We start from the raw sequence: 23447 nt of genomic DNA, 5'->3' as shown, positions 1-23447 counted from the left end.
ACCGAGTGGCCTTCCCGCTGATGAGACTGATCAGGGGATAAACCTGTCCAGATAGATCGCGACACTCATCGCCAATTTCCCGGCGCAGCAGCAATGGCGGCATGAATCGTTATTGGTAAAAATAATCGGCTCATCAACACCATGCTAACACTGCAATCAGGGTGAATGTCGGAGTTAATTGATAATGACATTTATTATGGCGCACCACTATATCAACCGGCACGTACCAAAACTATAGTTTAGGGTATGAAGTTTTTTATATAACCCTATGTTTTACGTGAAAATAATAATCTGACGCTCAATTATAGGTCAGGAAGTATGAAGGGTCTGCCCAACGCGTGACCTTGCGGGCCGTTCAATGAGAGTGCTTTGGCAATGTCCGCCATGGCCGTCCAGCGATTTTCACACCAGGCTGGCGCCAACAGGGTTGGACGGCGCGCGGAGGCCGAAATCCGGTGATACACCACCTCGGGCGGCGTGTGCTGGATCATGGCAACGGCCGCCTCCACATACTCCTCCAGCGTCAATACCTCAAGGCGCCCCGCCAGCCACGCTTTGCCAAGAGTACTGCCTTCAACCACATGAAGCGGATGCAACTTGATCCCCTCAACACCGGTCTCAACGATGCGATGCAGGGTATCGAGGCTGTCCATCGGCACTTCGCCCGGCAGGCCGACGATCAGATGAGCACATACCTTGATGCCGCGCTGATGGGCACGTCTTACCGCATCCTCATAGGCGGCATAACCATGGCCGCGGTTGATCCGTTGCAGGGTCTTGTCGTTGGCGCTTTGCAGCCCGAGCTCCAGCCACACCTCGTAACCCCGGGCCTGATAGCCCGCCAACAGATCCAGCACCGCATCCGGCACGCAATCGGGACGAGTGCCCACACAGAGCCCCACCATATCGCTCACTGACAGCGCCTCTTCATACATCCGCTGAAGATATTCGACCTCGGCATAGGTGCTGGTATAGGCCTGAAAATAGGCAAGATAGCGCTTGGCACGGGTGACTTCGTCCCGGCGAGCCAGCAGTTGTTGCACCACTGAGAGTTGCTGAGCCGACTCGTCAGCAAAAGAGGATACGTTGCAGAAGGTGCAGCCACCACGGCCCAGGGTGCCGTCACGGTTCGGGCAGGTGAAGGCCCCGTGGATGGAGAGTTTGTGGATCTTCTGACCATGACGCTGCTTGAGATCCTGACCGAATGTATTGACGAGTTCGTGTAACTGCATGACACCTCCGCTAAAGGAGCGCCATTGTACGAGCTTGCGCAAAACAGGGGCTGAGCTGGATCAAGCTAGCGGAGAGGGGAAAACATATAAATACCCGACCAATTTTGAATAAATATAGAGAAAAAGCGCAAAAAAAGGATTTTTACAGTTCTTTGACGATTCAAACAGTAAACATCCATATGAAAATGAGACCTGATAACCCACTGTTGAACAATGAAAAATTCAAAGAGACCCGACAGCACACAATTGCAAGCATGGGATATTGAAAATGTGATCCCTTCCGCTGTCGGCCACATCGGGTTGGTAAAATTACTACATTCGCCCATCGTCGCCGAGCGCACCATTGAGCCCGTCAATGGCGATATATTTAACCAACAAAATCAAACCACACAGAATAAACACTCCATAACTGCGAGCTAATCCCCCTAACCCGACATTTTGTTATGCGAATGTAACCATGAAGACAAACCTGACCTGCGATTGACCTCGCCAGAAAATCCCATTAGTTTGGAGATTCGCCACGTCAGGCAGACGGAACCACAAGAGCCAATCGCAATTTATGCAGTCAGGTGATGACTGTGCGATACAAGGCCGAGCAAGGGAGAAATGCAATGTCACTATATGATCCAAAGCTGGAGAGGGATAACTGTGGCTTCGGCCTGTTGGCCCACATGGAAGGGGAAGCCAGCCACAAGCTTGTCCGTCTCGCGATGTCAGCATTGGCTCGCATGCAGCACCGCGGCGGGATCTCCGCCGATGGCAAGACCGGCGATGGTTGCGGTCTGCTGCTGCAAAAACCGGACAGCTTCTTCAGAGCTGTCGCCGAGGAGAAGGGATGGCACCTTGGCCGCAACTATGCGGTCGGCATGCTGTTTCTCAACCCTGACCCCGTATTGGCACAGCAGACCCGCGATATCATCGACGAAGAGCTGGAAAAAGAGACCCTGAGTCTGGTCGGCTGGCGCAAGGTGCCCGTCGATACCAACGTACTGGGTACTATCGCAAAAGCCTCCCTGCCCAGCATTGAACAGGTCTTTGTCAACGCCCCGCCCGGCTGGGTTGACAAGGATCTCGAGCGCCGCCTCTATATCGTGCGCCGCCGCATCGAAAAGCGAGTCAACGACGACTACTTCTATGTGGTCAGCCTCTCCAACCTGGTCACCGTCTATAAAGGGCTGTGCATGCCGGTGGACTTGCCGCGCTTCTATCTGGATCTCGCCGACATCCGTATGCAGGCGGCTATCTGCGTCTTTCACCAGCGCTTCTCCACCAACACCAGCCCGCGCTGGCCGCTGGCGCAGCCGTTTCGCTATCTGGCCCACAACGGCGAGATCAACACCATCGCCGGCAACCGCCAGTGGGCCAAAGCGCGCAGCTACAAATTTGCGACGCCGCTGATCCCCGATTTGCAGGAAGCGGCCCCCTTCGTCAACACCACCGGCTCTGACTCCTCCAGCCTCGACAACATGCTGGATCTCTTCCTCGCCGGTGGTATGGACCTGTTCCGCGCCATGCGCCTGTTGATCCCGCCTGCATGGCAAAAGCACCCGAACATGGATGACGACCTGCGCGCCTTCTACGACTTCAACTCCATGCACATGGAGCCGTGGGACGGCCCGGCCGGTATCGTCATGACCGACGGTCGCTACGCCACCTGCGCACTTGATCGCAACGGCCTGCGTCCGGCCCGCTACGTCATCACCAAGGACAAGTTCATCACCCTCGCCTCCGAGGTCGGCACCTGGGACTACACCCCGGACGAAGTGCTGGAGAAGGGCCGGGTCGGCCCGGGCGAGCTGTTCGTGGTCGATACCAGCAACGGCAAGGTGTGGACCAGCTTCGAGATCGATGACGACCTCAAGAACCGTCACACCTACAAGCAGTGGATGGATAAACATTGCCGCCGACTGGTCCCCTTCGAGCAGATGGACGACAGCCAGACCGGTAGCCGCGAGTTCTCCGATGAGCAGCTGAAAACCTATCAGAAGCTGTTTGGCTACTCCTTCGAGGAGCTGGATCAGATCATCCGGGTACTGGGTGAGAACGGTCAGGAAGCGGTCGGCTCCATGGGGGATGACACCCCGATGGCGGTGCTCTCCTCCGGTCCGCGCACCCTTTATGACTACTTCCGCCAGATGTTTGCACAGGTGACCAACCCTCCCATCGATCCACTGCGTGAGAACCACGTGATGTCGCTGGCCACCTGTATCGGTCGCGAGCAGAACGTCTTCAACGAGACCTTCGGCCACGCCCACCGGGTGCTGTTCCAGTCACCGATCCTGCTCTACTCCGACTTCCACCAGCTACTGGCACTGGAAGGTGAGTACTACCGTCATCAGGTGATCAGCCTCAACTTCAAGCCCGAAGAGGGGCTGGAAGCGGCCATCTTGCGCATCTGCGAGGAGGCCAAAACCGCTGCCAGGAGTGGCACCGTGCTGCTGGTGCTGTCGGATCGCGATATCAACGCCGACACCCTGCCGATCCCGGCCGCAATGGCGGTGGGCGCGGTACAGCGCACCCTGGTGGACAACAACCTGCGCTGCGACGCCAACATTCTGGTGGAGACCGCAAGCTGCCGCGATCCGCACCACTTCTCGGTGCTGCTGGGCTTTGGCGCGACCGCCATCTACCCCTATCTGGCCTACGAAACCCTGGCCAAACAGGTTGAAGAGGGCGTGCTCACCATGTCCCTGCGCCAGGCGATGGTCAACTACCGCAACGGCATCAACAAGGGGCTCTACAAGGTGATGTCCAAGATGGGCATCAGCACGGTCGCCAGCTACCGCTGCTCCCAGCTGTTTGAAGCAGTGGGTCTGGCCAAGTCGGTGGTCAATACCTGCTTCCGCGGCGTATCGAGCCGTATTCAGGGTGCCGATTTTGCCGACATCCAGCAGGATCAGCACAATCTGGCCCGTCAGGCCTGGCTGGTGCGCAAGCCCCTCCCCCACGGTGGCCTGCTCAAGTTCGTCCACGGCGGCGAGTACCACACCTACAACCCGGATGTGGTGCAGACCCTGCAAGCGGCGGTGCGCTCCGGCAACTATGCCGATTACAAGGAGTACGCCCGTCTGGTGAACGAGCGCCCGGTTGCCACCTTGCGCGATCTGCTGGCCCTGAAGAAGGTCGACAATCCGGTCGCGCTGGATCAGGTTGAGCCGGCCGACAAGCTGTTCCCCCGCTTCGACTCCGCCGCCATGTCCATCGGCGCCCTCGGTCCTGAGGCCCACGAGGCACTGGCTGTCGCCATGAACCGCCTCGGCGGTCAGAGCAACTCCGGCGAAGGCGGCGAAGATCCCAAGCGTTTCGGTACCGAGAAAAACTCCCGCATCAAGCAGGTGGCTTCCGGCCGCTTTGGCGTCACCCCCCACTACCTGATGAACGCCGATGTGGTGCAGATCAAGGTGGCGCAGGGTGCCAAGCCCGGCGAAGGTGGCCAGCTGCCCGGTGACAAGGTGACTGCCCAGATCGCCCAGCTGCGCTATTCCGTGCCCGGCGTGACCCTGATCTCGCCGCCGCCGCACCACGATATCTACTCCATCGAGGATCTGGCCCAGCTCATCTTCGACATCAAGCAGATCAACCCGAGCTGTCTGGTGTCGGTGAAACTGGTGTCTGAGCCCGGCGTCGGCACCATCGCCTGCGGCGTGGCCAAGGCCTATGCCGACTTCATCACCATCTCCGGTTATGACGGCGGCACTGGCGCGAGCCCCCTCACCTCGGTCAAATATGCCGGCTCCCCGTGGGAGCTGGGTCTGGCCGAAACCCAGCAGGCGCTGGTCGCCAACGGCCTGCGCCACAAGGTGCGGCTGCAGGTGGATGGCGGTCTCAAAACCGGCCTCGACATCATCAAGGCAGCCATCCTCGGCGCCGAGAGCTTCGGTTTTGGCACCGGCCCCATGGTGGCGCTCGGTTGCAAATACCTGCGGATCTGCCATCTGAACAACTGCGCCACCGGCGTTGCCACTCAGGATGAGAAGCTGCGTCGCGAGCACTTCACCGGCCTGCCGGAGATGGTGATGAACTACTTCAAGTTCATCGCCGAGGAGACCCGCGAGCTGATGGCCCAGCTCGGCGTCACCCAGCTGACCGACCTGATTGGCCGCACCGATCTGCTGGAAGCCCTGCCCGGCCTCACCGCCCGTCAGGCCAAGCTGGATCTCTCCGGCATTCTGGCCCGTCCGGTGGCACCGGCAGGCTCCAGCCTGTTCAGCCAGCAACACAACCCCACCTTCGACAAGGGGCCACTCAACCTGAAAATGGTGGAGGATCTGCTGGAGGCGGTGGAAACCTCAAGCGGCGGCGAGTTCCGCTACGACATTCGCAACACCGACCGCTCGGTGGGTGCGCGTCTCTCGGGCGAGATCGTCAAACGTCACGGCAATCAGGGAATGGCGGCGGATCCGGTCAAGGTGCACTTCAACGGCACCGCAGGCCAGAGCTTCGGCGTCTGGAACGCTGGCGGCCTTGAGATGATCCTCACCGGTGACGCCAACGACTATGTGGGCAAGGGGATGACCGGCGGCAAGCTGGTGATCAAGCCTCATGTCGGCGTGGCGTTCAAATCCCACGAGGCAGCCATCATCGGCAACACCTGCCTCTACGGCGCCACTGGCGGCAAACTCTACGCCGCGGGCACTGCTGGCGAGCGTTTCGCGGTGCGCAACTCCGGCGCCCTGGCGGTGGTCGAGGGGATTGGCGACAACGGTTGTGAATACATGACCGGCGGCATCGTCACCGTACTGGGTCAGACCGGCGTCAACTTCGCGGCGGGCATGACCGGCGGCTTTGCCTACGTGCTCGACGAGAGCGGCAACTTCGCCAAGCGCACCAACCCCGAGCTGGTGGAACTGCTGGACGTGGCGGATCTCGCCATCCATCAGGAGCACCTGCGCGGCATCATCACGGCGCACCTCAATGAGACCGGCAGCTCGCGCGCCGAGGAGATCCTGGCCAACTTCGACTCCTATGTGCCCAAGTTCAGGCTGATCAAACCCAAGTCCAGCGACGTGAAATCGCTGCTGGGTCACACCAGCCGTTCCAGTGCAGAACTCAGAATCCAGGCGCAATAAGGAGGGAACCCTATGAGCCAGAACGTATTTCAGTTTATCGATGTCCAGCGGGTCGACCCGCCCAAGAAGCCGCTCAAGATCCGCAAAATCCAGTTTGTGGAGATCTACGAGTCCTTCAATCAGCCGCAGGTACAGATGCAGGCGGATCGCTGCCTCGAGTGCGGCAACCCCTACTGCGAGTGGAAGTGTCCGGTCCACAACTACATCCCCAACTGGCTGAAGCTGGCCAAAGAGGGGCGCATTCTGGAGGCGGTGGAGCTCTCCCACCAGACCAACAGCCTGCCGGAAGTGTGCGGTCGGGTCTGCCCGCAGGATCGCCTCTGTGAGGGCTCCTGCACCCTCAACGATCGCTTCGGCGCGGTGACCATCGGCAACATCGAAAAATACATCACCGACAAGGCGTTCGAGATGGGCTGGAAGCCGGATCTTTCGAACGTGGTCAAGACCGGCAAGCGGGTCGCCGTCATCGGCGCCGGCCCGGCGGGTCTCGCCTGCGCCGATGTGCTGGCACGCAACGGCGTCACCCCGGTGGTGTTTGACAAGTATCCGGAGATCGGTGGCCTGCTCACTTTCGGTATCCCCTCCTTCAAGCTGGAAAAAGAGGTGATGCAGCGTCGCCGCGAGATCTTCCAGGGGATGGGCGTGGAGTTTCGTCTCGAGACCGAGGTGGGCAAGGACATCACCTTCGCCGATCTGCTCGGCGAGTTCGATGCCATCTTCCTCGGGGTCGGCACCTACAAGTACATGAAGGGTGGCTTTGCCAACGAAGAGGCGCCGGGCGTCTATGACGCCCTGCCCTACCTCATCGCCAACGCCAACCGCTTGCTGGGCTTCGAGAAGGCACAAGCCGACTACATCGACTTCGCCGGCAAGCAGGTGGTAGTGCTGGGCGGTGGCGATACCGCCATGGACTGCGTGCGTACCGCCATCCGTCAGGGAGCCGCCAAGGTGATCTGCGCCTATCGCCGCGACGAGGAGAACATGCCGGGCTCCAAGCGGGAGGTGAAAAACGCCCGCGAGGAGGGGGTCGAGTTCATGTTCAACCTGCAACCAGTAGCGGTCGAGCTGGATGCCAGCGGTCGCACCGTCGGCATCAAGGTGGTGAGCACCGAGCTGGGTGAACCCGATGCCAATGGCCGCCGCAATCCGGTGGTCATCGAGGGCTCCGAGCAGGTGCTGACTGCCGATGCGGTGGTGATGGCGTTTGGCTTCCAGCCCAACCCCCAACCCTGGATGGCGGAGTTCGGCATCGAGCTCGACAATCGGGATCGCATCAAGGCGCGCGAGCAGGCGGAATATGCCTTCCAGACCAGCAACCCCAAGGTGTTCGCCGGTGGCGACGCAGTGCGCGGCTCCGATCTGGTGGTGACCGCCATCTACGAAGGGCGCAAAGCGGCCGAAGGGATCATGGACTATCTGGCGGTCTGATCCGACCGACCAAGACCCTGATGCGCTTTCACAATCAGCCTCGCCAATGCGAGGCTGATTTTTTGTAGCTACCCCCTACAAACGCACCACCAGCCACTCCCCCTTGCCGACCGGCACCAGCGAGGTGGCAAAGGCCGGATCCTGCCCGACCTCGTTCATCCACTCCACCATCTCGCTGCGATGGGAGATGGCGTTATCAACCACCAACAAGCCACGGGGCGCCAACAGGCGGCGGATCTGCGGCCACCATGCCCGGTAGTGCTGACGCTCCGAATAGAGGAGGATGAGCTGATAGCCGGCTTGCGGCAAGGTCGGTAACAGCTCACTCGCATCCCCTGCCAGCAAGGTTACCCAAGGGGCCAGCCCTGCCCGCTGAAAGTTGTCATGGGCCAGCACGCGCTTATCCTCATCCAGCTCAATGGTGGTCACGTGCCCCTCCAGCCGACGCACCGCTTCTGCCAGCCAGAGTGTGGAGTAACCATTGGAGGTGCCGATCTCCAGCACCGCCTGCGCCCCACGGGTCTGCACCAGCACTGACAGCAACTCCCCCGTGTCGCGGGTGATATTGAGCAGCTTGCGGTGGCGTGCCTGCTGCATGCTGTCATTGCGCTCGCCAAGCTGCTCCAGCTGGCGTTTTAACTGTTCCAGTTCCATCAATATCCCTTTGTCCTTGCCCAAAACCGTTATCCCACTGCTCTTGGCTTGGTCTTTGGGAGTCAAATGATTGCTTTCAACCGCCATTCACACCACAAAGGATGAGAAAAGGACAACCATTTGAGGCAGAATTTGTGACGTCTATCTGTTACACTTCGCGCCCGCCATTTTCCGGCTCACTCTCTGACTTGATGTCAGGCGCAGCCGTCGGTGGTTACAACCTCCGTCTCGCTCATGCCGAGCTAACCAAGCCAAACACAGCCCAGCTGGAACACAGGAACCCATTATGAGATTTGAATCGTTCGATTTTGCCCCCGAGATTTTGCGTGCTGTCTCAGATTGCGGTTATCAGGAGATGACCCCTGTGCAGCAACAGGCGATCCCGGCCATTCGCCGTGGCCGCGATGTGCTGGCCAGCGCCCAGACCGGTACCGGCAAGACCGCCGCCTTCGCCCTGCCCATCTTGCAGCGTCTGGTAGACAATCCGGCTCCGGTCCAGCATTCCAACGCCCGTGTGCTGATCCTGACCCCGACCCGCGAGCTGGCGGCTCAGGTGGCGAGCAACATCAATGACTTCGCCAAGTATCTCGATATCACCACCATCACCATCGTCGGCGGTGGCAAGCAGGACGTGCAGGCCAAGAAACTCAAAGCGGGCGCCCACATCATTGTGGCCACCCCGGGCCGTCTGTTGGAGCACCTCACCGCCTGCAACCTCAGCCTCTCTGGCGTCGAGTGTCTGGTGATGGATGAAGCGGATCGCATCCTCGACATGGGCTTCAGTGCCGATGTGCAAAAGATCCTGCAAGCGGTCAACAAGACCCGTCAGAACCTGCTCTTCTCCGCCACCTTCTCCGACGCGGTGAAGAAGCTGGCCAACCTGATGCTGGATCGCCCGCAGATCGTCAGCGTCAACAAGCAGAACTCCACCGCCGACACCGTCAGCCACACCGTCTATCCGGTCGAGCAGAAGCGCAAGCGCGAGCTGCTCTCAGAGCTGATTGGCAAACAGAACTGGCAGCAGGTGCTGGTGTTCGCCAGTACCCGCGAGAGCTGTGATGTGCTGGTCGAGGAGCTGAACCTCGACGGCATCAAGTCCGCCGTGGTCCATGGCGAGAAGGCCCAGGGCAACCGTCGCCGCGCCCTGCGCGAATTCATGGAAGGCAAGGTACGGGTACTGGTCGCCACCGAAGTGGCCGCCCGTGGTCTGGATATCCCGGATCTGGAGTACGTGGTCAACTATGATCTGCCGTTCCTGGCGGAAGATTACGTGCACCGTATCGGCCGTACCGGTCGTGCCGGCAAGCGCGGCATGGCCATCTCCTTCGTCAGCCGTGAAGAGGAGCGCACCCTGCTGGAGATCGAGGCCCTGATCGGCCAGAAGATCCGCCGCATCATGGTGCCGGGCTATGAGGTGAGCAGCCGTGACGAGTTGATCAAGCATTTGCAGGAGCGTCGCCGCTTCGGCAAGCGGCCGCAGCGTGAAGATAACGCCGTAGCCCAGGTGATGGCCGAAGCCAAGCTGCAGGGTCAGCGCCTCAAGCGTCTGGCCGCCGCCAAGAAGCCCCGTCAGCCGAAATAAGGCGGGCAGTTGCTCTATTGAACCGCAAAGGCGCCACTGGCGCCTTTGCCATCTCTGTCATCGGTGTTGACCCCTGGTGGTCAACTGAAGGATTGCTTATGACCTCTCCGACCTACAATCAGGCCCTGCTCGAGATGGCCACTCAAAGCTTGGCCGAACTGGCCCGCACCGCCGAGCAAAAGGCGGGCAAGCGCACTCCGGCGCAAGAGAGCCACTTTCTCTGCACCTGGATGGCCGACTCCCTCAAGGAGAAGCGCTTCTCCCGTCTGGTGATGGAAGATTTGAAAGCTTGGGTGCAGCTTGGCCGCACTCTGGGTGCGGGCGCCGATCTCAAGGGATTGCTGGAGCGCATCGCCTTCCAATACCAGTGCGCCATGACCAATCCGCAGCAACTGGGGGCCAAGCTGGCTGCCCTGCTGGAGGAGCTCTCAGCGGCAGGCTGGCTGGTGCTGACCGAGAGCGAGGTGAACGCCAAGCTGCGCCTGCAATCGGGCGGTCAGGCGAGTCTGGTGGTAAGCCATAACGAATATGCAGGCCATATCGAGGACGGTGAGCTTGTCAAACCCCTCACCCTCTATGTGCGCGGTGACGAGAAGGTGCTGGCCGAGGCGGCCTTCAAGCACGGCCTGCTGCTGAGCCAGGGCAACAAGAAAACCACCCTGGTCAAACACCACAAGGCCTACCGGCTGATGCCAGACAACGCCCAACCGGCGCTGGCACTGCTGGGCGAGGCTCGCCAGATCGCCTGATCCCGCCTGTTTTCAGCAATAAAAACGGCAGACCCTCATTTAACGCAGGGCCTGCCGTTTTTTATTGTTCGATGTTTGGTGATGAGGTCTGGTAGTCGTTTAGCGGATCTTGATGCCAATCTGGCCCGCGTCACACCACTCGAACATCACCTCTTCGCTCTTGCCGCAGCAACTGCCACCACAGACCCGGCTTTCACGCTTGATGACCCGCCCCTTGCGCATCCAGACGCCGAGCATGGCCTCCACCGCATCTTCCGAGGTGTGGAAGTGGCGAGCCAGATCACGCCGGCTCACCTTCTGCTGCGCGGCGAGGTAATCCCCCAGCTCGCGCAGGATCATAAGGTCACCACCTTGCGGGCAACGATGTCACCGTGACGGCGACCGGCCCACCAGAGCAGTACCAGAGAGAGGCCATAGCTGACGATCCAGAACAGGCTCTGCTCCGGGTGAGCGGCGAAGGTCGCCACCTGATAGAAGAGGGTGGCGCACATAAAGGCCATATAGTTGCACCATACCGCCGTCATCAGCGCCCACTGGCGACCGGTTTCGCGCACCAGGGCACCCATGGCGGCGGCGCAGGGCATGTAGAGCAGCACGAACAAGAGGTAGGCAAAGGCACCGGCCGCCCCGTCGAAGTGGGTCTGCATATTACCGTAGGTGGAAACATCGACCTCCTGCGCTTCGGCGGCAGCTTTCTGGTCGTCGAGGTTGCCAACATCAAGCCCCATGGGGTCGCTCGGGTTGATCTCCGCCAGATTGGCCGCCACGGCATCGATCGCCTCGTGGAAACTAGCCACCAGCGAGAACTCGCTCTCCTCCTCTGCATCGCCACCACCGGCGTAGAGGCTGTTGAGGGTACCGACCACCGCCTCTTTGGCGAAGATACCAGTGACAATACCGACCGTGGCTTGCCAGTTGTCATCGCGCACACCGATGGGGTGCAGCACCGGCGTGACGGCCTGGCTAATCTTGCTCAGTACCGAGCTCTCCTGCTCCTGATGACCGAAGCTGCCATCGGTCCCCAGCGAGTTGAGCACGCTCAGCACGGCGACCACCAGTACGATGGTTTTACCGGCGCCAAAGACGAAGGATTTAAGCTTCTGCCAAGTCTTGATACCGACGTTGACAGGACGCGGCCACTCGTAATCCGGCATCTCCATCACCATGGAGTCGCTCTTGCCCGGCAGCAGGGTATTGCGCAGCAGCAGGCCAGTGAGCACCGCCACCAGAATACCGATGAGGTAGAGACCGAACACCAGGTTCTGGCCTGATTCAGGGAAGAAGGCCACCGCAAACAGGGCGTAAACCGGCAGACGGGCACCGCACGACATGAAGGGGGCCATGGCGGAGGTCATCAGCCGCTCCCGCTCGGAGTTGAGGGTACGGGTCGCCATCACCGAGGGGACGGTACAGCCAAAGCCCATCAGCATCGGCACGAACGCCTTGCCCGGCAGGCCGAGGCGGCGCATCAGGGCATCCACCACGAAGGCGGCGCGGGCCAGATAGCCGGAGCTCTCCAGTACCGCGAGGAACAGATAGAGGCAACCAATCACCGGAATAAAGGTGGCCACGGTCTGCAAACCAACCCCGAAGCCGTCAGCCAGAATGGCGCCCAACCATTCGGGGGCATTGATCAGCCCCAGCAGGTGGTGCACCCCATCGACAAACAGGGCGCCGCCCATGATGTCGAAGAAGTCGATAAAGGCGCTGCCCACCTTGATGGCGAACATGAACATCAGGTACATGACAAACAGGAAGAAGGGGATGCCAATCCAGCGATTGAGCAGCACCCGATCCAGCCACTCACTCTGGGCCTCGGTGAGCTTGCCCTTCTGCTGGCGAGCCTGTTGTACCCACTGGTGGATATGGCCGTAGCGGATATCTGCCAGTTGCAGGTCGATATCCTGCCCTTGATGAGCGCGAGCTACCACATTGGCGGCGGCCGCCTGCTGACCGGGCAGCAGAGTCTCCTGCATCACCGCATCCTCTTCCAGCAGGCGCAGGGCGCGGCCACGGGTAGTGAGGTGATGCGGGGCGAGCAGGGTCTCCAGCTCCGCCAGATCGGTTTCAAGCTCTTGGCCGTAATCGAGTTGCAAGGCTGCTTGCTGCTGACCGATAAACTGCCGGATCTGCTGCTTGAAGGCGGCAACCTGCTTGCTGTTGTGGGCAGAGAGGGCCACTACAGGGCAACCGAGGGATTTGCCGAGCTTGCTATCGTCGATGACGATGCGGCGCTTTTGCAGGATATCCAGCTTGTTGAGCACCACCACCATGGGCAGGCCCAGTTCGCGCAGTTGCAGCGTGAGGTAGAGGGAGCGCTCCAGATTGGCGGCGTCGATGACGTTGAGCAGCAGGTCGGGTTGTTGGCCCTGGGCAAAGCGGCTGGCGATCTGCTCGTCCAGACTGCCATCCTGACCCGCCAGGCTATAGATGCCGGGCAGATCCATCAGCTTGAAGTGATGCTCACCCGCGCTGAACTCACCCATCTTCTTGTCGACGGTGACGCCACTCCAGTTGCCTACCTGCTGGCGGGCGCCGGTCAGGGCGTTGAACAGGGAGGTCTTACCGCTATTGGGGTTACCTACCGTTACCAGGGAATAATTCATACCAGCTCTACCTCTATTTTCTTCTGAACCCGCCGCGTGCGAGTGGCAAGCTGCTTTGCAGGTTCGACTTCTTGTCTCTGAACCGCTCCCGGTGACTTTCTTGACCGAAGCGGTAGCCGAACAGGGGGTTATACCGGCTCGACTTCTATTTGCTGGGCCAGACTCTTTTGCATGGAGAGACAGATCCCCTGGCACTGGATCTGGAGCGGGTCCCCCAGGGGGGCGGAGCGCAGATAAATGACTTCAGTCTGGGGCAACAGGCCCATCACCATCAGTTTGCGGCGCAGCGGCCGGGCGAGCTGATTCATATTCTTGATGCGAGCACTCTGTCCCGGTGACAACTGCGTGAGTACCATGACTGACTCCTGAAGTTAAACAATAATAATTCTCTTTTACTTGGGGCATTATAAGCTGTGTCTTCAACTTTTATTTGAGTAAAATCAAACTCCGCTTAGCTAACCCATAAAGTAATGCCATGAATCACGACAACAACAGCCGCCTCGTTTACAGCACAGATGGCGGCATGATCAAGGAGCAGAGCGCTCCCCAATCCGCCTCCCCCTTCCCCACTGACGGCACCGTGCGCATTCGCCGCGAGACCAAAGGGCGCAAGGGCGCCGGGGTGATCACCATTCATGGCGTACCCGCCGATCAGCAAAAATCCCTGGCCACCCTGCTCAAGAAAAAGTGCGGCACCGGAGGCGGTATCAAGGAGGGAGTGATCGAGATCCAGGGGGATAAACGGGACCTGATCAAAACCGAGCTGGAGAAAGCCGGTTTCAGCGTCAAGCTGGTGGGTGGCTGATCCCCTTGTCACTCATGCGGTTTTTCCCTAGAATGCCCGCTCCCATCGAGGGGGAGTAGTCTCGCACGCCGGTGCCATCCATTGCATGAATACCGGTTTGCGGCCCTGATCAACATACTTGGTGCCAAATCACCATGGTCAGGGTGATCCATGCCAGCCATGGATTTGACAAGACCTTTGACGGGCCAGTGCCAATACCGGGGACGGATGGCGCAGGCTTGTCTTTGGTTTATAACAATTCCGTCCCCCGGTCATTTTTATGGAAGCCTTGTTAACCTCAACCCTCAGCGTCGCTATTGCCGAAATCGGCGATAAAACCCAGCTGTTGGCGTTGCTGCTCATCTGCCGTTTTCGCAAGCCCTGGCCCATCATCGCCGGCATGCTGGCGGCTACCCTGCTCAACCATGCGGGCGCGGCCTGGATTGGTGAGTTTATCAGTCGCTGGCTCGATCCCAAGATAATGACCTGGCTGGTCGCCATCGCCTTTATTGCCATGGCTATCTGGATTTTGGTGCCGGACAAGATGGATGACGAGGAGAGCTCGCTGGATAAATACGGCCCCTTTATGGCCACCTTCGTGCTCTTCTTTATTGCCGAGATTGGCGACAAGACCCAGATTGCCACCGTGCTGCTGGCTGCCAAGTATGACTCGCTGGTGCAGGTCATTACCGGTACCACCCTCGGCATGATGCTGGCCAACGTGCCTGTGGTGCTGATCGGCAAGCTGGGGGCGGACAAGCTGCCGCTCAAGGGGATCCGCATCGCCTGCGCCATCCTCTTCGTCGGCCTCGGGGTGAGCACCCTGATCTTTGCCTGATGGCCCGTACCCGATGACCAAGCCCTCCCCTGTGGAGGGCTTTTTTGTTTACTGCTGTGTCTATTGCGTAACCCGCTGTCGCAACCACCAGCCGCAGAGCCAAGGGGCAGTGCACGGTTGCGGGTGCCTCATGCCATAATGGGGCAAACCTCGCGGAGTCCCCCCATGCACAACGTATCAAGAGAGACGCTTCTCGAATGGGTCAAACAGGGACGGCTGGCGCCAGAGAAGCTGGCGGACGCCCTGACCCTCGCCGATCTTCCCCCCCATCCGGCGCGCTGGCAGTGGCTGTTTGACCGGCTGCTGCTCTGGCTCGGCGCCCTCTGTATCGGGGCAGGCCTTATTTTCTTCGTCGCCTTCAACTGGCAAGAGCTGGGCCGGGTCTCCCGCCTTGCCCTGCTGGAGGCGCCGCTGCTCGCCATGCTGCTTCTGCTGTGGCGCAAGCCCCTTGGGAAGACCCCCCGTCAGGCACTGCTGCTCGCCATCGCCCTCAATATCGGCGCCCTGCTGGCGCTGGTGGGTCAGACCTACCAGACCGGCGCCGATCCCTGGCAGCTGTTCGCCACCTGGGCGCTGATGCTGGTGCCGCTGGCGGTATTTGGCCAAAGCCCGCTGCTCTGGACCTTAAGCTGGCTGCTCGGCCAGCTGGCGCTGGTGCTCTACTGGCGGCTCGGTTTGTTCACGTTTTTCTTTACCTTCGATGAAGAGGGATTGGGCTGGTGCCTTACCCTGCTCAACGCCGCCCTCTGGGGTCTGCTTCTGCTGGCGCCAAACCGCTGGCGCCTGATGCCAAGCTGGCTGGCGGGCCTTGCCGCAGGTCTGGGGGCCACCCTGCTCACCCTGCTGGCGCTGTTTGATGCCGCCTCTGCGCTGGTGTGGCCGCTCTGGCTTGGCTGGCTCGCTGCGGCCTATGCCCTGTGGCATCACAGATTTATCGCCGGACTCGCCATGGGGTGCCTCAGCCTGATTGCCGTCATCCTCGCGGCGCTGGGCAAGTGGATGGAGCCCGACATCAATGGCTTCTTGCTGCTGAGCCTGATTGCCATCGGCCTTTCGGTCACCGCCGCCCGCTGGCTGCAACAACAACGGAGGTCTCATGAGTGATCTGACCCTTTGGCAAGCACTGCAACAGGCCAATCTGGTAGAAGGGGAGATGCCCCGCAACAACCAGCCACACTGGTCGAGCCGCTTTCTGCTGGGATTGGTGGGCTGGATTGCCGCCCTGTTCCTGCTCTTTTTCCTGTTTCTCACCTTCGAGCAGCTGACCCGCGAGGCCAACAGTGCCCTGCTGCTCGGGGCCGTGCTGCTGGCGGGGGCCTACGCCCTCAATCGCAGCCAAAGCGGCGATCTCTGGGATCAGTTCGTGCTGGCCCTCACCCTGGCGGCCGATGCCTGGCTGCTCTATGGCCTGCTCGATCAGCTGGATCTCCATCACGCCCTGCTCTGGTTTGGGTTGTGCCTGCTCTCCCTTGCCATCGCCGTGCTGTTCGATCACTGGCTGGTGCGGCTGTTTCACAGCGTGGCGGCGGCCCTGCTGCTCACCCTTGGTCTCGCCTGCCTCGGGCTGCAACTGCTGGCCCTGCCGCTGGTGATGGCGGCCATCACCTTCTGCTGGCTGCGGGCAGATAGGGATCCAGAGCGCCACCAGCTCTACCACTCCATCACGTTGGGGCTGGCCCTCTCGCTGCTGGTGCTGGGCCGTCTGCACCACCCGCTGTGGGATGGCGGCAGCAGCGTGCTGGACGAACTGGGGCTGTCTCGCCTGCCGATCTGGCTCAATCCCCTGATCTGCGCCGCCCTGCTGCTGGCGGTGATGGTGAAGCTCAAGCTCCCCCTGCTGTTTGGCCTGCCGCTGGTGCTGATCAGCGCCGTTATCCCCGGCATGGGGGCGGGCGCACTGGTGCTGATCCTCGGGTTTTATGCCGGCAGTCTGGGGCTGATGACCCTCTCGGCCCTGCTGCTGCTCGGCTATGGCTCGCTCTATTACTACGATCTGGGGCTCACCCTGATGACCAAATCCTGGCTGCTGCTGGGCTCCGGCATCCTGCTGCTGGGTGCCCGCCAGCTGCTCACCACCTTCGCGGCAAGGAGCGATTCATGAAACCCGTCACCCGACAGCTCGCCCTGTTGCTGAGCGGCCTCGCCATCCTGGCAGGCATCAATGCCACCGTCTGGCGCTATGAGCACGCCATGAGCAGCGGCGAAGTGGTGCTGCTGCGACTCGCCCCGGTCGATCCCCGCTCCCTGATGCAGGGGGATTACATGCGGCTGAACTACGAAATTGCCCGCGAGCTGACCAGCCGCGACGCCCGTACTACTCAAAACAAGGGCAGCGACACCCTGGTGATCCGCCTCGATGCCCATCAGGTGGCCACTCTGGTGGCCGATGGCAAACCGGATCGGCTCGCCAGCGATGAGCGGCTATTGCAGGTGCACCAGAGCGAACGGCAGTGGCAGATCGGCCCCGACGCCTACTTCTTTGAAGAGGGCTCGGGGGAGCAGTACGAAGCGGCCCGCTACGGCGAGTTCCGGCTGCAAGCCGATGGCAAGACCCTGCTGGTGGGGCTGCGGGATGAGGCCTACCAGCCCATCGGGCAGATCCGCGCCCGCTGGTAACGGCAGTGAGTGGCTATTTACTCTGTTCATGGTCACACTCAAGGGAAGGTTGATCGCTAAGGATGTTCCCAATGAGGATATGGCTGATCTGTCATCTGTTGCTGCTCTGCTGGGCCTCGACGGCCCGGGCTGATCTGGGCAAGCTCGAGTACCTCACCGAAGAGTACCCCCCCTACAACTTCAACGATCCGCAGGGCCAGCCCACCGGCCTTGCGGTCGATCTGCTGCAGATGATCTGGCAACACAGCGGCGTGACGCCCCAGCCGGTGCGCATCCTGCCCTGGGCGCGAGGTTATTACTTGCTAACCCAGAAGCCCAACGTGGTGCTCTTCTCCACCGCCCGCACCCAGGCCCGGGAGGATCTCTTCAAGTGGGTATGCCCCATCGGCTACTCGGAGTACATACTGCTGGGCCGCACAGCGCAGAACATCACCCTGACCGCCTTCGATCAGATGAGCCAGTACAAGATCAGCGCGGTGCGCTCGGACGCCGCCGAGCAGTTGCTGCTCAACAACGGCATGGATGACAACAACATCATCCCGGCCAACCGCCTGTCGCAGGGGTTGAAGATGCTGCTCTCCGGCCGCGCCGACCTGCTCGCCACCAGCAAGCTGGCGGGATATGACGCCATTCGCGAATTGAAGCTGAGCAGCGACGAATTCAACGTGGCCATGGTGCTGAGCGCCGAGCAGCTCTGCTACGCCTTCAGCCGTCAGGTGCCCGACAGCGAGATCACCCTCTTTCAGCAGGGCCTGACCCGCGCCCTCGCCTCGGAAGAGTTTCGCAAATTGCAGGCCAAATACCTGCCGGTGCGCTGAGCACTCACTCACCCGCTGGGCAGCGGTTCGCTGCCCATTTTATTGATGAAAGATGCAATAGAGGTGGCTAGCTATTCCCGCCGCAAGCAGTCAAACTGGGCTACATAGTTGATTGCGAAGGATCTTTCCCGTGCGGACATGGCACCTACCTCATCTGCTACTGCTCTTGTGGGCCACCTTCGCGCAGGCCGATCCGGGCAAACTCGAGTATCTGAGCGAAATCTCTCCCCCGTTTAATTTCAGCGACCAGCAAGGGATGCCGACCGGATTGTCGGTAGAGCTGATGCAGCTTATCTGGAAAGCGCGCGGCGTGTCGCCCCAGCCAATCCGCATTCTGCCGTGGGCCCGGGGCTACAACCTGCTGCAACAAAAACCCAATGTGGTGCTGTTTGCCACCGCACGCACCCCGCAGCGGGAAGCGCTCTTCAAGTGGGCCTGCCCCATCGATCACTCGGAATTTGTGCTGCTGGGGCGCAAAGCGGACAACATCACCCTCGGCTCCGTGGCCGAGATCAGCCGCTACAAGGTCGGCGTGGTGCGCTCTACCGTCTCCAAACAGCTGCTGCTCGAACGCGGTATCGATGAGCGCCAGCTGATGCTGGCCAACCGCCTCACCCAGGCGGCCAAAATGCTCACCTCAGGTCGCGCCGATCTCTTTGCGACCAACAAGCTGGCGGGCTATCAAACTCTGCAGCAGCTCGGCTTCAAGCCGGATGACTTTCATGTCGCCTTCGTGCTGGATGCCAGACCGCTCTGCTACGCCTTCAGCCGTCAGGTGCCCGACAGCGAGGTCGCCCTCTTTCAGCAGGCGCTGACCCAGGTCGTCGCCTCGGCGGATTTCTCGGCCCTGCAAGCCAAATACCTGCCGCTGCGCTAACGCCCCGATCGCCGCCGACATAGGGCGCTGGATGGCGGCCGCCCTCACGCATTTTTGCCAAACATGCTCCGTCGCCTTGGCGAAATCGGCCAGCTTGGTCACACTTGAGCAGATATTCCCTTGATCAGGATGGCAAAAATGAAACCATGGATTGGATTGGCCGGGGCGCTGCTGGCCACCCTCGCACAGGCGAGTCCTGAGCTCGGCAAACTGCACTACATCACCGAAGAGTACAAACCCTACAACTACGCCGATGCCAGCGGCGCCCCCACCGGCCTCGCGGTCGAGCTGCTGCAACTGGTGTGGAAAAAGACCAATACACCGGCGCAGCCCGTCACCATCATGCCGTGGGCGCGCGGCTACTACCTGCTGACCCAAAAACCTAATGCGGTGCTCTTCTCCACTGCCCGCACCCAGGCGCGGGATCCCCTGTTCAAGTGGGCCTGCCCCATAGGGTATGCCGAGATCGTGCTGGTGGGACTGGCCGATCGCAATATCACCATCACCAAGCTCGACGATGCCAAGGCATTCAATATCGGGGCGGTGCGGGCCGATGTGGGGGAGCAACTGCTGCTCAACAACGGCTTTGACGAGACCAAACTGATGGCCGCCAACCGGCTGGCACAGGCGCTCAAGATGCTCACCTCAGGCCGGGTCGATCTGGTCTCCACCAACAAGACCACCATGGAGCAGCTGATCGTCGAACAAAAACTCGATCCCGCCCGCTTCAAGGAGCAATGGGTACTGAGCTCGGAGCAGTTCTGCTTCGCCTTCAGCCATCCGGTGAGCGACGAGCTGGTCAAGGAGTTCCAGACCGGTTTGACCCAGGTGCTGGCGAGCAGCGAATACCCGTTGCTGCACAGCAAATACTTCCCAACCCCCGCCGCTAAATAGCGGCGCCGCGTCGAGCGCCAACAACAAGGGGCCCACCGCGGGCCCCTTCGCTTTTTACCGTTTGCACTTCACTCTTTTTACCGTTTGCACGCCTCTTGCGGCGTCACCCCACCGCCCTGCCACTGCCAAGCCCCGACAATCATCAACTAATCGCTAATTAATAAAAGTTTGTGCCAGCGCCAAAAATCACCCTTTTCTGATAGTTATCTCATCAAAACCATAGATAAGACCACTCTGGCTCCGTAATATGGCGACGGGCGTCTGTTGACCCCTTTTCCGAGATCAATGGTCAACGGCGCAATCTGGTAGCGACAGTCAGGGGCGGTAGCCACTTTAGCGGAGACCAGCCGGTCTCCCGCCCCTGCGCCAAGGTAACCGTCCCCTCTCCCCTTGCGGGAGAGGGCTAGGGTGAGGGGTCACTAGCCTGATGGGCATGCCTTCGCCATGCAGGACACGAGGACTCTGTCCTCGACGGGGTTTCGCCGCCGCTGCGCGGCTTGGCGAGTGACTTTGGAAAGACCCAAAGTCACCAAAGGTCTAATCCCCCAATTGTTCGCCCTCCTGCGTCGGGTTCCCTCGGTTCACCCGTTTGTCCCACGGCACGCGCCGATGGGCCATCCATGGCCCAGCGGCGCTCGCTCGGCGTCCTGCCTCGCGGCCTGGACAAACGGTCTCACCTCGGCGAACAACAGGGGGCAACAGCCAACCCGCAGCGCATTGCACCGCGCTAACAGCCCCCAGCCTATTCGGGGCAAAGATCGGGCGGGTTGTTATCTCACAGCCAGCCCCTTGCCCACCCCATGGCGAGATCAGATTGTCGCACCTATGCAACAAGCACCATCGACATAGTTGCATAGGTGAAAAAATCATGGTGGGTATAACGGCAACCGGTGCCCATCCCTATCGGGAAACGGTTTTATATTGAAGGCCCGATAGTGAGTATTTCACTGTAATAACTCCTTATTTCTCGAACGTCCGATTACGCTTCGCTAATCGAACCTACGGCCCTAATCGAACCTACAGACTAAAACTATTTTTTAGTGAATCTGTAGCCCACAGCATTAATTATCTTTATATTCATGAGAAGGTAGAACATGATACTTGATATTGAATTGGAAAATTGTTATGGAATCAGCAAATTAAAAAAGATTTTTAACCTCACCAAAAGTGATAATTGCTGTGGAGTTAACTCTCTATATGCACCAAATGGCACATTAAAAACCTCTCTAACAAAAACCTTCAAAGATATTGAAAAAAATGAAAATACTAGAGACATCATTTTTCCTGACCGCCAAACGATTAGAAAAGTTAAGATAAATGGCACTGACATTTCCGCTGAACAAATACTGACAATAGATTCATATAACGAAAGTTATAGCTCTCAACAACTATCAGCTTTACTTGTCAACAACGAACTGAAAAAACAATACGACACAGCCTTAAAAGAGGTAGATGACAAACAGGAATCACTAATAAAATCCCTATCGAAATGCTCAGGGAAAGCAGCTAAAGGGGTGCCTGAAATAATTTGTGAAGCATTTGCAAGAAATGAGAAGAAGTTACTAGAACTACTGGTTGAACTACATAGTGAAAAACATGAAAACCTAGAGCGTTTCAGCGAACTTAAATACAACGACCTATTCAATCCAAAAGTCGTTGAACTTATTTCATCTGGCGATTTAAACAAAGAACTAACGGAGTACGTTGAAACATACGAAAAACTAATCAGCGAATCTACAATTTTATCAAAGACATTTAATCATCAAAGAGCTGGTGATGTATCTAAAAATCTAAATGAATCAGGTTTTTTTACTGCTGCGCACAGTATAAATATTTCAGTAAAAGGAGAGAAACGTGAGGTTACCTCACAAGAGGAATTAAATAATTTACTGCTTCATGAACAAGAACAAATTTTACAAAACCCAACCCTCAAAGAAAAATTTAATAAATTCGATAGTAAACTAAAGACAAAAGACACTCAAATATTTCGTGACTATATCTCAGAACATCAGGATTTGCTCCCGGACTATAAAAATATATCCCAACTTAAGAAAAAGGTTATCCTGAGCTATTTACAATCACAACATCAACTTTGGAGTGATTTAGTAGAGACTTACAAACAAAATCAAGAGCTAATAAAGGATATTATCAAGCAAGCTCAAGATCAAAAAACAACATGGGAAAATGTTGTCGATACTTTTAATAAACGGTTTGATGTGCCATTTAAACTTAGTATTGAAAACCAAGATGATGTCATTCTAAACAAAGCAACACCCACAATTAAATTTCAATTCGATGATGGCCGTGATACTTCTGGAAAGATAAATCAAAGCAGCCTAATATCAGCTTTAAGTCAAGGAGAAAAACGTGCATTATACATCCTAAATGTTTTGTTTGAACTGGAAGTCAGAAAGAATACCGCCCAACATATTCTAATTATTATTGACGATATTGCAGACTCTTTTGACTATAAAAATAAATATGCAATTGTTGAGTATCTACGCGACTTATCAAAGTCTACTTTTTTCCACTTACTTTTACTTACCCATAACTTTGACTTCCATAGGATAATTAGCAGTCGTTTAAATGCGAAGCGACAAAATAGGCTGATGGCTGTAAAATCATCTACTGGGATAGAAATTATTCAAGAACGATATCAAAAAGATGTCTTTTCAACATGGAAACAAAACTTAAACACTGACGAAAAATACCTACTTGCAAGTATCCCATTCGCTAGAAACATTGCTGATTATTGTGGCATAGAACAACATTTCACGAAACTAACTTCATTACTACATCTAAAAGATGATAGTGCAACCATAACAAAAAATGATTTGCAAATAATTTACAGAAACATTTTCAATGACTTGCCTGACTTAGTACTACCAAATAGTCATGAGATCATAATAGATAAAATTCTACAGCAGAGTGATGCTTTGGTAATTGCAAACCACGAAACACCTGAACTTGAGTGTAAGGTTATTTTAGCTATGGCTATCAGACTTAAAGCCGAAGAGTTCATGATTGATAAGATAGCCGATAAGAAGTTTGTAAATTCAATCACCTCTAACCAAACTCGTGAGCTTTTTGACAAATATACGGAAAAATTTTCAACAGAACTAGAGAGTATAGCTCTGCTTGATCAAGTAAACTTAATGACTCCAGAAAACATCCACCTTAACTCTTTTATGTATGAACCAATTTTAGATATGTCTGCCAGTCGTCTTTACACTCTATACAATGATATTAAAGGTCTATTGAATATCTAGATTTCTATCTAGCGTTAAAAACCGCAGCCTT

At 57.8% G+C, this 23447-nt stretch carries 18 protein-coding genes; 13 read left to right on the top strand and 5 right to left on the bottom strand.

What is annotated here, in order from left to right; translation table 11 throughout:
• Positions 1-302: 302 nt before the first annotated feature.
• Positions 303-1232: a TIGR01212 family radical SAM protein gene (locus tag LRL22_RS07225; protein WP_270905062.1), complete on the bottom strand. Its 930-nt coding sequence runs from the start codon at positions 1230-1232 to the stop codon at positions 303-305.
• 611 nt (positions 1233-1843) lie between these two features.
• Between LRL22_RS07225 and gltB the strand changes: the two genes are divergently transcribed.
• Both gltB and LRL22_RS07215 read left to right on the top strand, forming a co-directional pair.
• The gene (gene gltB / locus LRL22_RS07220; protein ID WP_270905061.1) at positions 1844-6301 is read left to right on the top strand and encodes a glutamate synthase large subunit; all 4458 of its coding nucleotides are present in this window, start codon (positions 1844-1846) and stop codon (positions 6299-6301) included.
• A gap of 12 nt (positions 6302-6313) precedes the next feature.
• Positions 6314-7729, top strand: a complete 1416-nt coding sequence (locus LRL22_RS07215; RefSeq protein WP_270905060.1) for an FAD-dependent oxidoreductase — start codon at positions 6314-6316, stop codon at positions 7727-7729.
• Positions 7730-7804: 75 nt separating this feature from the next.
• On the opposite strand, the gene LRL22_RS07210 is transcribed toward LRL22_RS07215, so the two are convergent.
• On the bottom strand, positions 7805-8383 hold the full coding sequence (locus LRL22_RS07210) for an O-methyltransferase (protein WP_270905059.1): 579 nt from the start codon (positions 8381-8383) through the stop codon (positions 7805-7807).
• Positions 8384-8669: 286 nt separating this feature from the next.
• Here LRL22_RS07210 and LRL22_RS07205 point away from each other — a divergent pair, with 286 nt between their 5' ends.
• On the top strand, positions 8670-9965 hold the full coding sequence (locus LRL22_RS07205) for a DEAD/DEAH box helicase (RefSeq protein WP_270905058.1): 1296 nt from the start codon (positions 8670-8672) through the stop codon (positions 9963-9965).
• 98 nt (positions 9966-10063) lie between these two features.
• A complete protein-coding gene (locus LRL22_RS07200) occupies positions 10064-10714 on the top strand; it encodes a DUF2913 family protein (RefSeq protein ID WP_270905057.1) in 651 nt (216 codons plus the stop codon).
• Positions 10715-10813: 99 nt separating this feature from the next.
• Here the strand turns inward: LRL22_RS07200 and LRL22_RS07195 are convergent, their stop codons facing one another.
• From LRL22_RS07195 to LRL22_RS07185, 3 genes are all read right to left on the bottom strand, one after another.
• Complete coding sequence (locus LRL22_RS07195; RefSeq protein WP_005350974.1) at positions 10814-11053, bottom strand: FeoC-like transcriptional regulator; 240 nt, start codon at positions 11051-11053, stop codon at positions 10814-10816.
• A complete protein-coding gene (feoB, locus tag LRL22_RS07190) occupies positions 11050-13320 on the bottom strand; it encodes a Fe(2+) transporter permease subunit FeoB (protein WP_270905056.1) in 2271 nt (756 codons plus the stop codon). Before feoB ends, LRL22_RS07195 begins: the two co-directional genes overlap by 4 nt.
• A 128-nt stretch (positions 13321-13448) precedes the next feature.
• Entirely contained in the window at positions 13449-13676 is a 228-nt protein-coding gene (locus tag LRL22_RS07185; protein WP_005337384.1) for a FeoA family protein, read from the bottom strand.
• Between the two features lie 119 nt (positions 13677-13795).
• On the opposite strand from LRL22_RS07185, the gene LRL22_RS07180 reads away from it, so the two are divergent.
• The 9 genes from LRL22_RS07180 (at position 13796) to LRL22_RS07140 (ending at position 23416) form a co-directional block, all read left to right on the top strand.
• Entirely contained in the window at positions 13796-14125 is a 330-nt protein-coding gene (locus tag LRL22_RS07180) for a translation initiation factor (protein ID WP_139428489.1), read from the top strand.
• Between the two features lie 259 nt (positions 14126-14384).
• Entirely contained in the window at positions 14385-14942 is a 558-nt protein-coding gene (locus LRL22_RS07175) for a TMEM165/GDT1 family protein (RefSeq protein ID WP_005337386.1), read from the top strand.
• A gap of 165 nt (positions 14943-15107) precedes the next feature.
• Entirely contained in the window at positions 15108-16046 is a 939-nt protein-coding gene (locus LRL22_RS07170) for a DUF2157 domain-containing protein (RefSeq protein WP_270905055.1), read from the top strand.
• Entirely contained in the window at positions 16039-17043 is a 1005-nt protein-coding gene (locus LRL22_RS07165; RefSeq protein WP_270905054.1) for a DUF4401 domain-containing protein, read from the top strand. The genes LRL22_RS07170 and LRL22_RS07165 overlap by 8 nt, the downstream gene beginning before the upstream one ends.
• Positions 17040-17558: a GDYXXLXY domain-containing protein gene (locus tag LRL22_RS07160; RefSeq protein WP_270905053.1), complete on the top strand. Its 519-nt coding sequence runs from the start codon at positions 17040-17042 to the stop codon at positions 17556-17558. The genes LRL22_RS07165 and LRL22_RS07160 overlap by 4 nt, the downstream gene beginning before the upstream one ends.
• 71 nt (positions 17559-17629) lie before the next feature.
• On the top strand, positions 17630-18376 hold the full coding sequence (locus tag LRL22_RS07155; RefSeq protein WP_270905052.1) for a substrate-binding periplasmic protein: 747 nt from the start codon (positions 17630-17632) through the stop codon (positions 18374-18376).
• A gap of 130 nt (positions 18377-18506) precedes the next feature.
• Positions 18507-19253, top strand: coding sequence for a substrate-binding periplasmic protein (locus LRL22_RS07150; RefSeq protein WP_103251035.1), 747 nt, complete (start codon positions 18507-18509; stop codon positions 19251-19253).
• A 138-nt stretch (positions 19254-19391) separates the two neighbouring features.
• The gene (locus LRL22_RS07145) at positions 19392-20147 is read left to right on the top strand and encodes a substrate-binding periplasmic protein (protein ID WP_113738666.1); all 756 of its coding nucleotides are present in this window, start codon (positions 19392-19394) and stop codon (positions 20145-20147) included.
• A 1094-nt stretch (positions 20148-21241) separates the two neighbouring features.
• A complete protein-coding gene (locus LRL22_RS07140; protein WP_270905051.1) occupies positions 21242-23416 on the top strand; it encodes a hypothetical protein in 2175 nt (724 codons plus the stop codon).
• Positions 23417-23447 lie beyond the last annotated feature (31 nt).

It is taken from the genome of Aeromonas sp. PI_26, from assembly GCF_027854445.1.
Taxonomy (GTDB): Bacteria; Pseudomonadota; Gammaproteobacteria; order Enterobacterales; family Aeromonadaceae; genus Aeromonas; species Aeromonas veronii.
This window is presented reverse-complemented; position numbering and strand designations above follow the sequence as displayed.

Bases quoted from the DNA above. Each gene is read 5' to 3' on its own strand.
- LRL22_RS07175 (WP_005337386.1), top strand. From the start codon at position 14,385: ATGGAAGCCTTGTTAACCTCAACCCTCAGCGTCGCTATTGCCGAAATC.
- LRL22_RS07200 (WP_270905057.1), top strand. From the start codon at position 10,064: ATGACCTCTCCGACCTACAATCAGGCCCTGCTCGAGATGGCCACTCAA.
- LRL22_RS07155 (WP_270905052.1), top strand. From the start codon at position 17,630: ATGAGGATATGGCTGATCTGTCATCTGTTGCTGCTCTGCTGGGCCTCG.
- LRL22_RS07145 (WP_113738666.1), top strand. From the start codon at position 19,392: ATGAAACCATGGATTGGATTGGCCGGGGCGCTGCTGGCCACCCTCGCA.
- LRL22_RS07165 (WP_270905054.1), top strand. From the start codon at position 16,039: ATGAGTGATCTGACCCTTTGGCAAGCACTGCAACAGGCCAATCTGGTA.
- LRL22_RS07205 (WP_270905058.1), top strand. From the start codon at position 8,670: ATGAGATTTGAATCGTTCGATTTTGCCCCCGAGATTTTGCGTGCTGTC.
- LRL22_RS07170 (WP_270905055.1), top strand. From the start codon at position 15,108: ATGCACAACGTATCAAGAGAGACGCTTCTCGAATGGGTCAAACAGGGA.
- LRL22_RS07160 (WP_270905053.1), top strand. From the start codon at position 17,040: ATGAAACCCGTCACCCGACAGCTCGCCCTGTTGCTGAGCGGCCTCGCC.
- LRL22_RS07180 (WP_139428489.1), top strand. From the start codon at position 13,796: ATGAATCACGACAACAACAGCCGCCTCGTTTACAGCACAGATGGCGGC.
- LRL22_RS07185 (WP_005337384.1), bottom strand. From the start codon at position 13,676: ATGGTACTCACGCAGTTGTCACCGGGACAGAGTGCTCGCATCAAGAAT.
- LRL22_RS07140 (WP_270905051.1), top strand. From the start codon at position 21,242: ATGATACTTGATATTGAATTGGAAAATTGTTATGGAATCAGCAAATTA.
- LRL22_RS07195 (WP_005350974.1), bottom strand. From the start codon at position 11,053: ATGATCCTGCGCGAGCTGGGGGATTACCTCGCCGCGCAGCAGAAGGTG.
- LRL22_RS07215 (WP_270905060.1), top strand. From the start codon at position 6,314: ATGAGCCAGAACGTATTTCAGTTTATCGATGTCCAGCGGGTCGACCCG.
- LRL22_RS07225 (WP_270905062.1), bottom strand. From the start codon at position 1,232: ATGCAGTTACACGAACTCGTCAATACATTCGGTCAGGATCTCAAGCAG.
- feoB (WP_270905056.1), bottom strand. From the start codon at position 13,320: ATGAATTATTCCCTGGTAACGGTAGGTAACCCCAATAGCGGTAAGACC.
- LRL22_RS07210 (WP_270905059.1), bottom strand. From the start codon at position 8,383: ATGGAACTGGAACAGTTAAAACGCCAGCTGGAGCAGCTTGGCGAGCGC.
- gltB (WP_270905061.1), top strand. From the start codon at position 1,844: ATGTCACTATATGATCCAAAGCTGGAGAGGGATAACTGTGGCTTCGGC.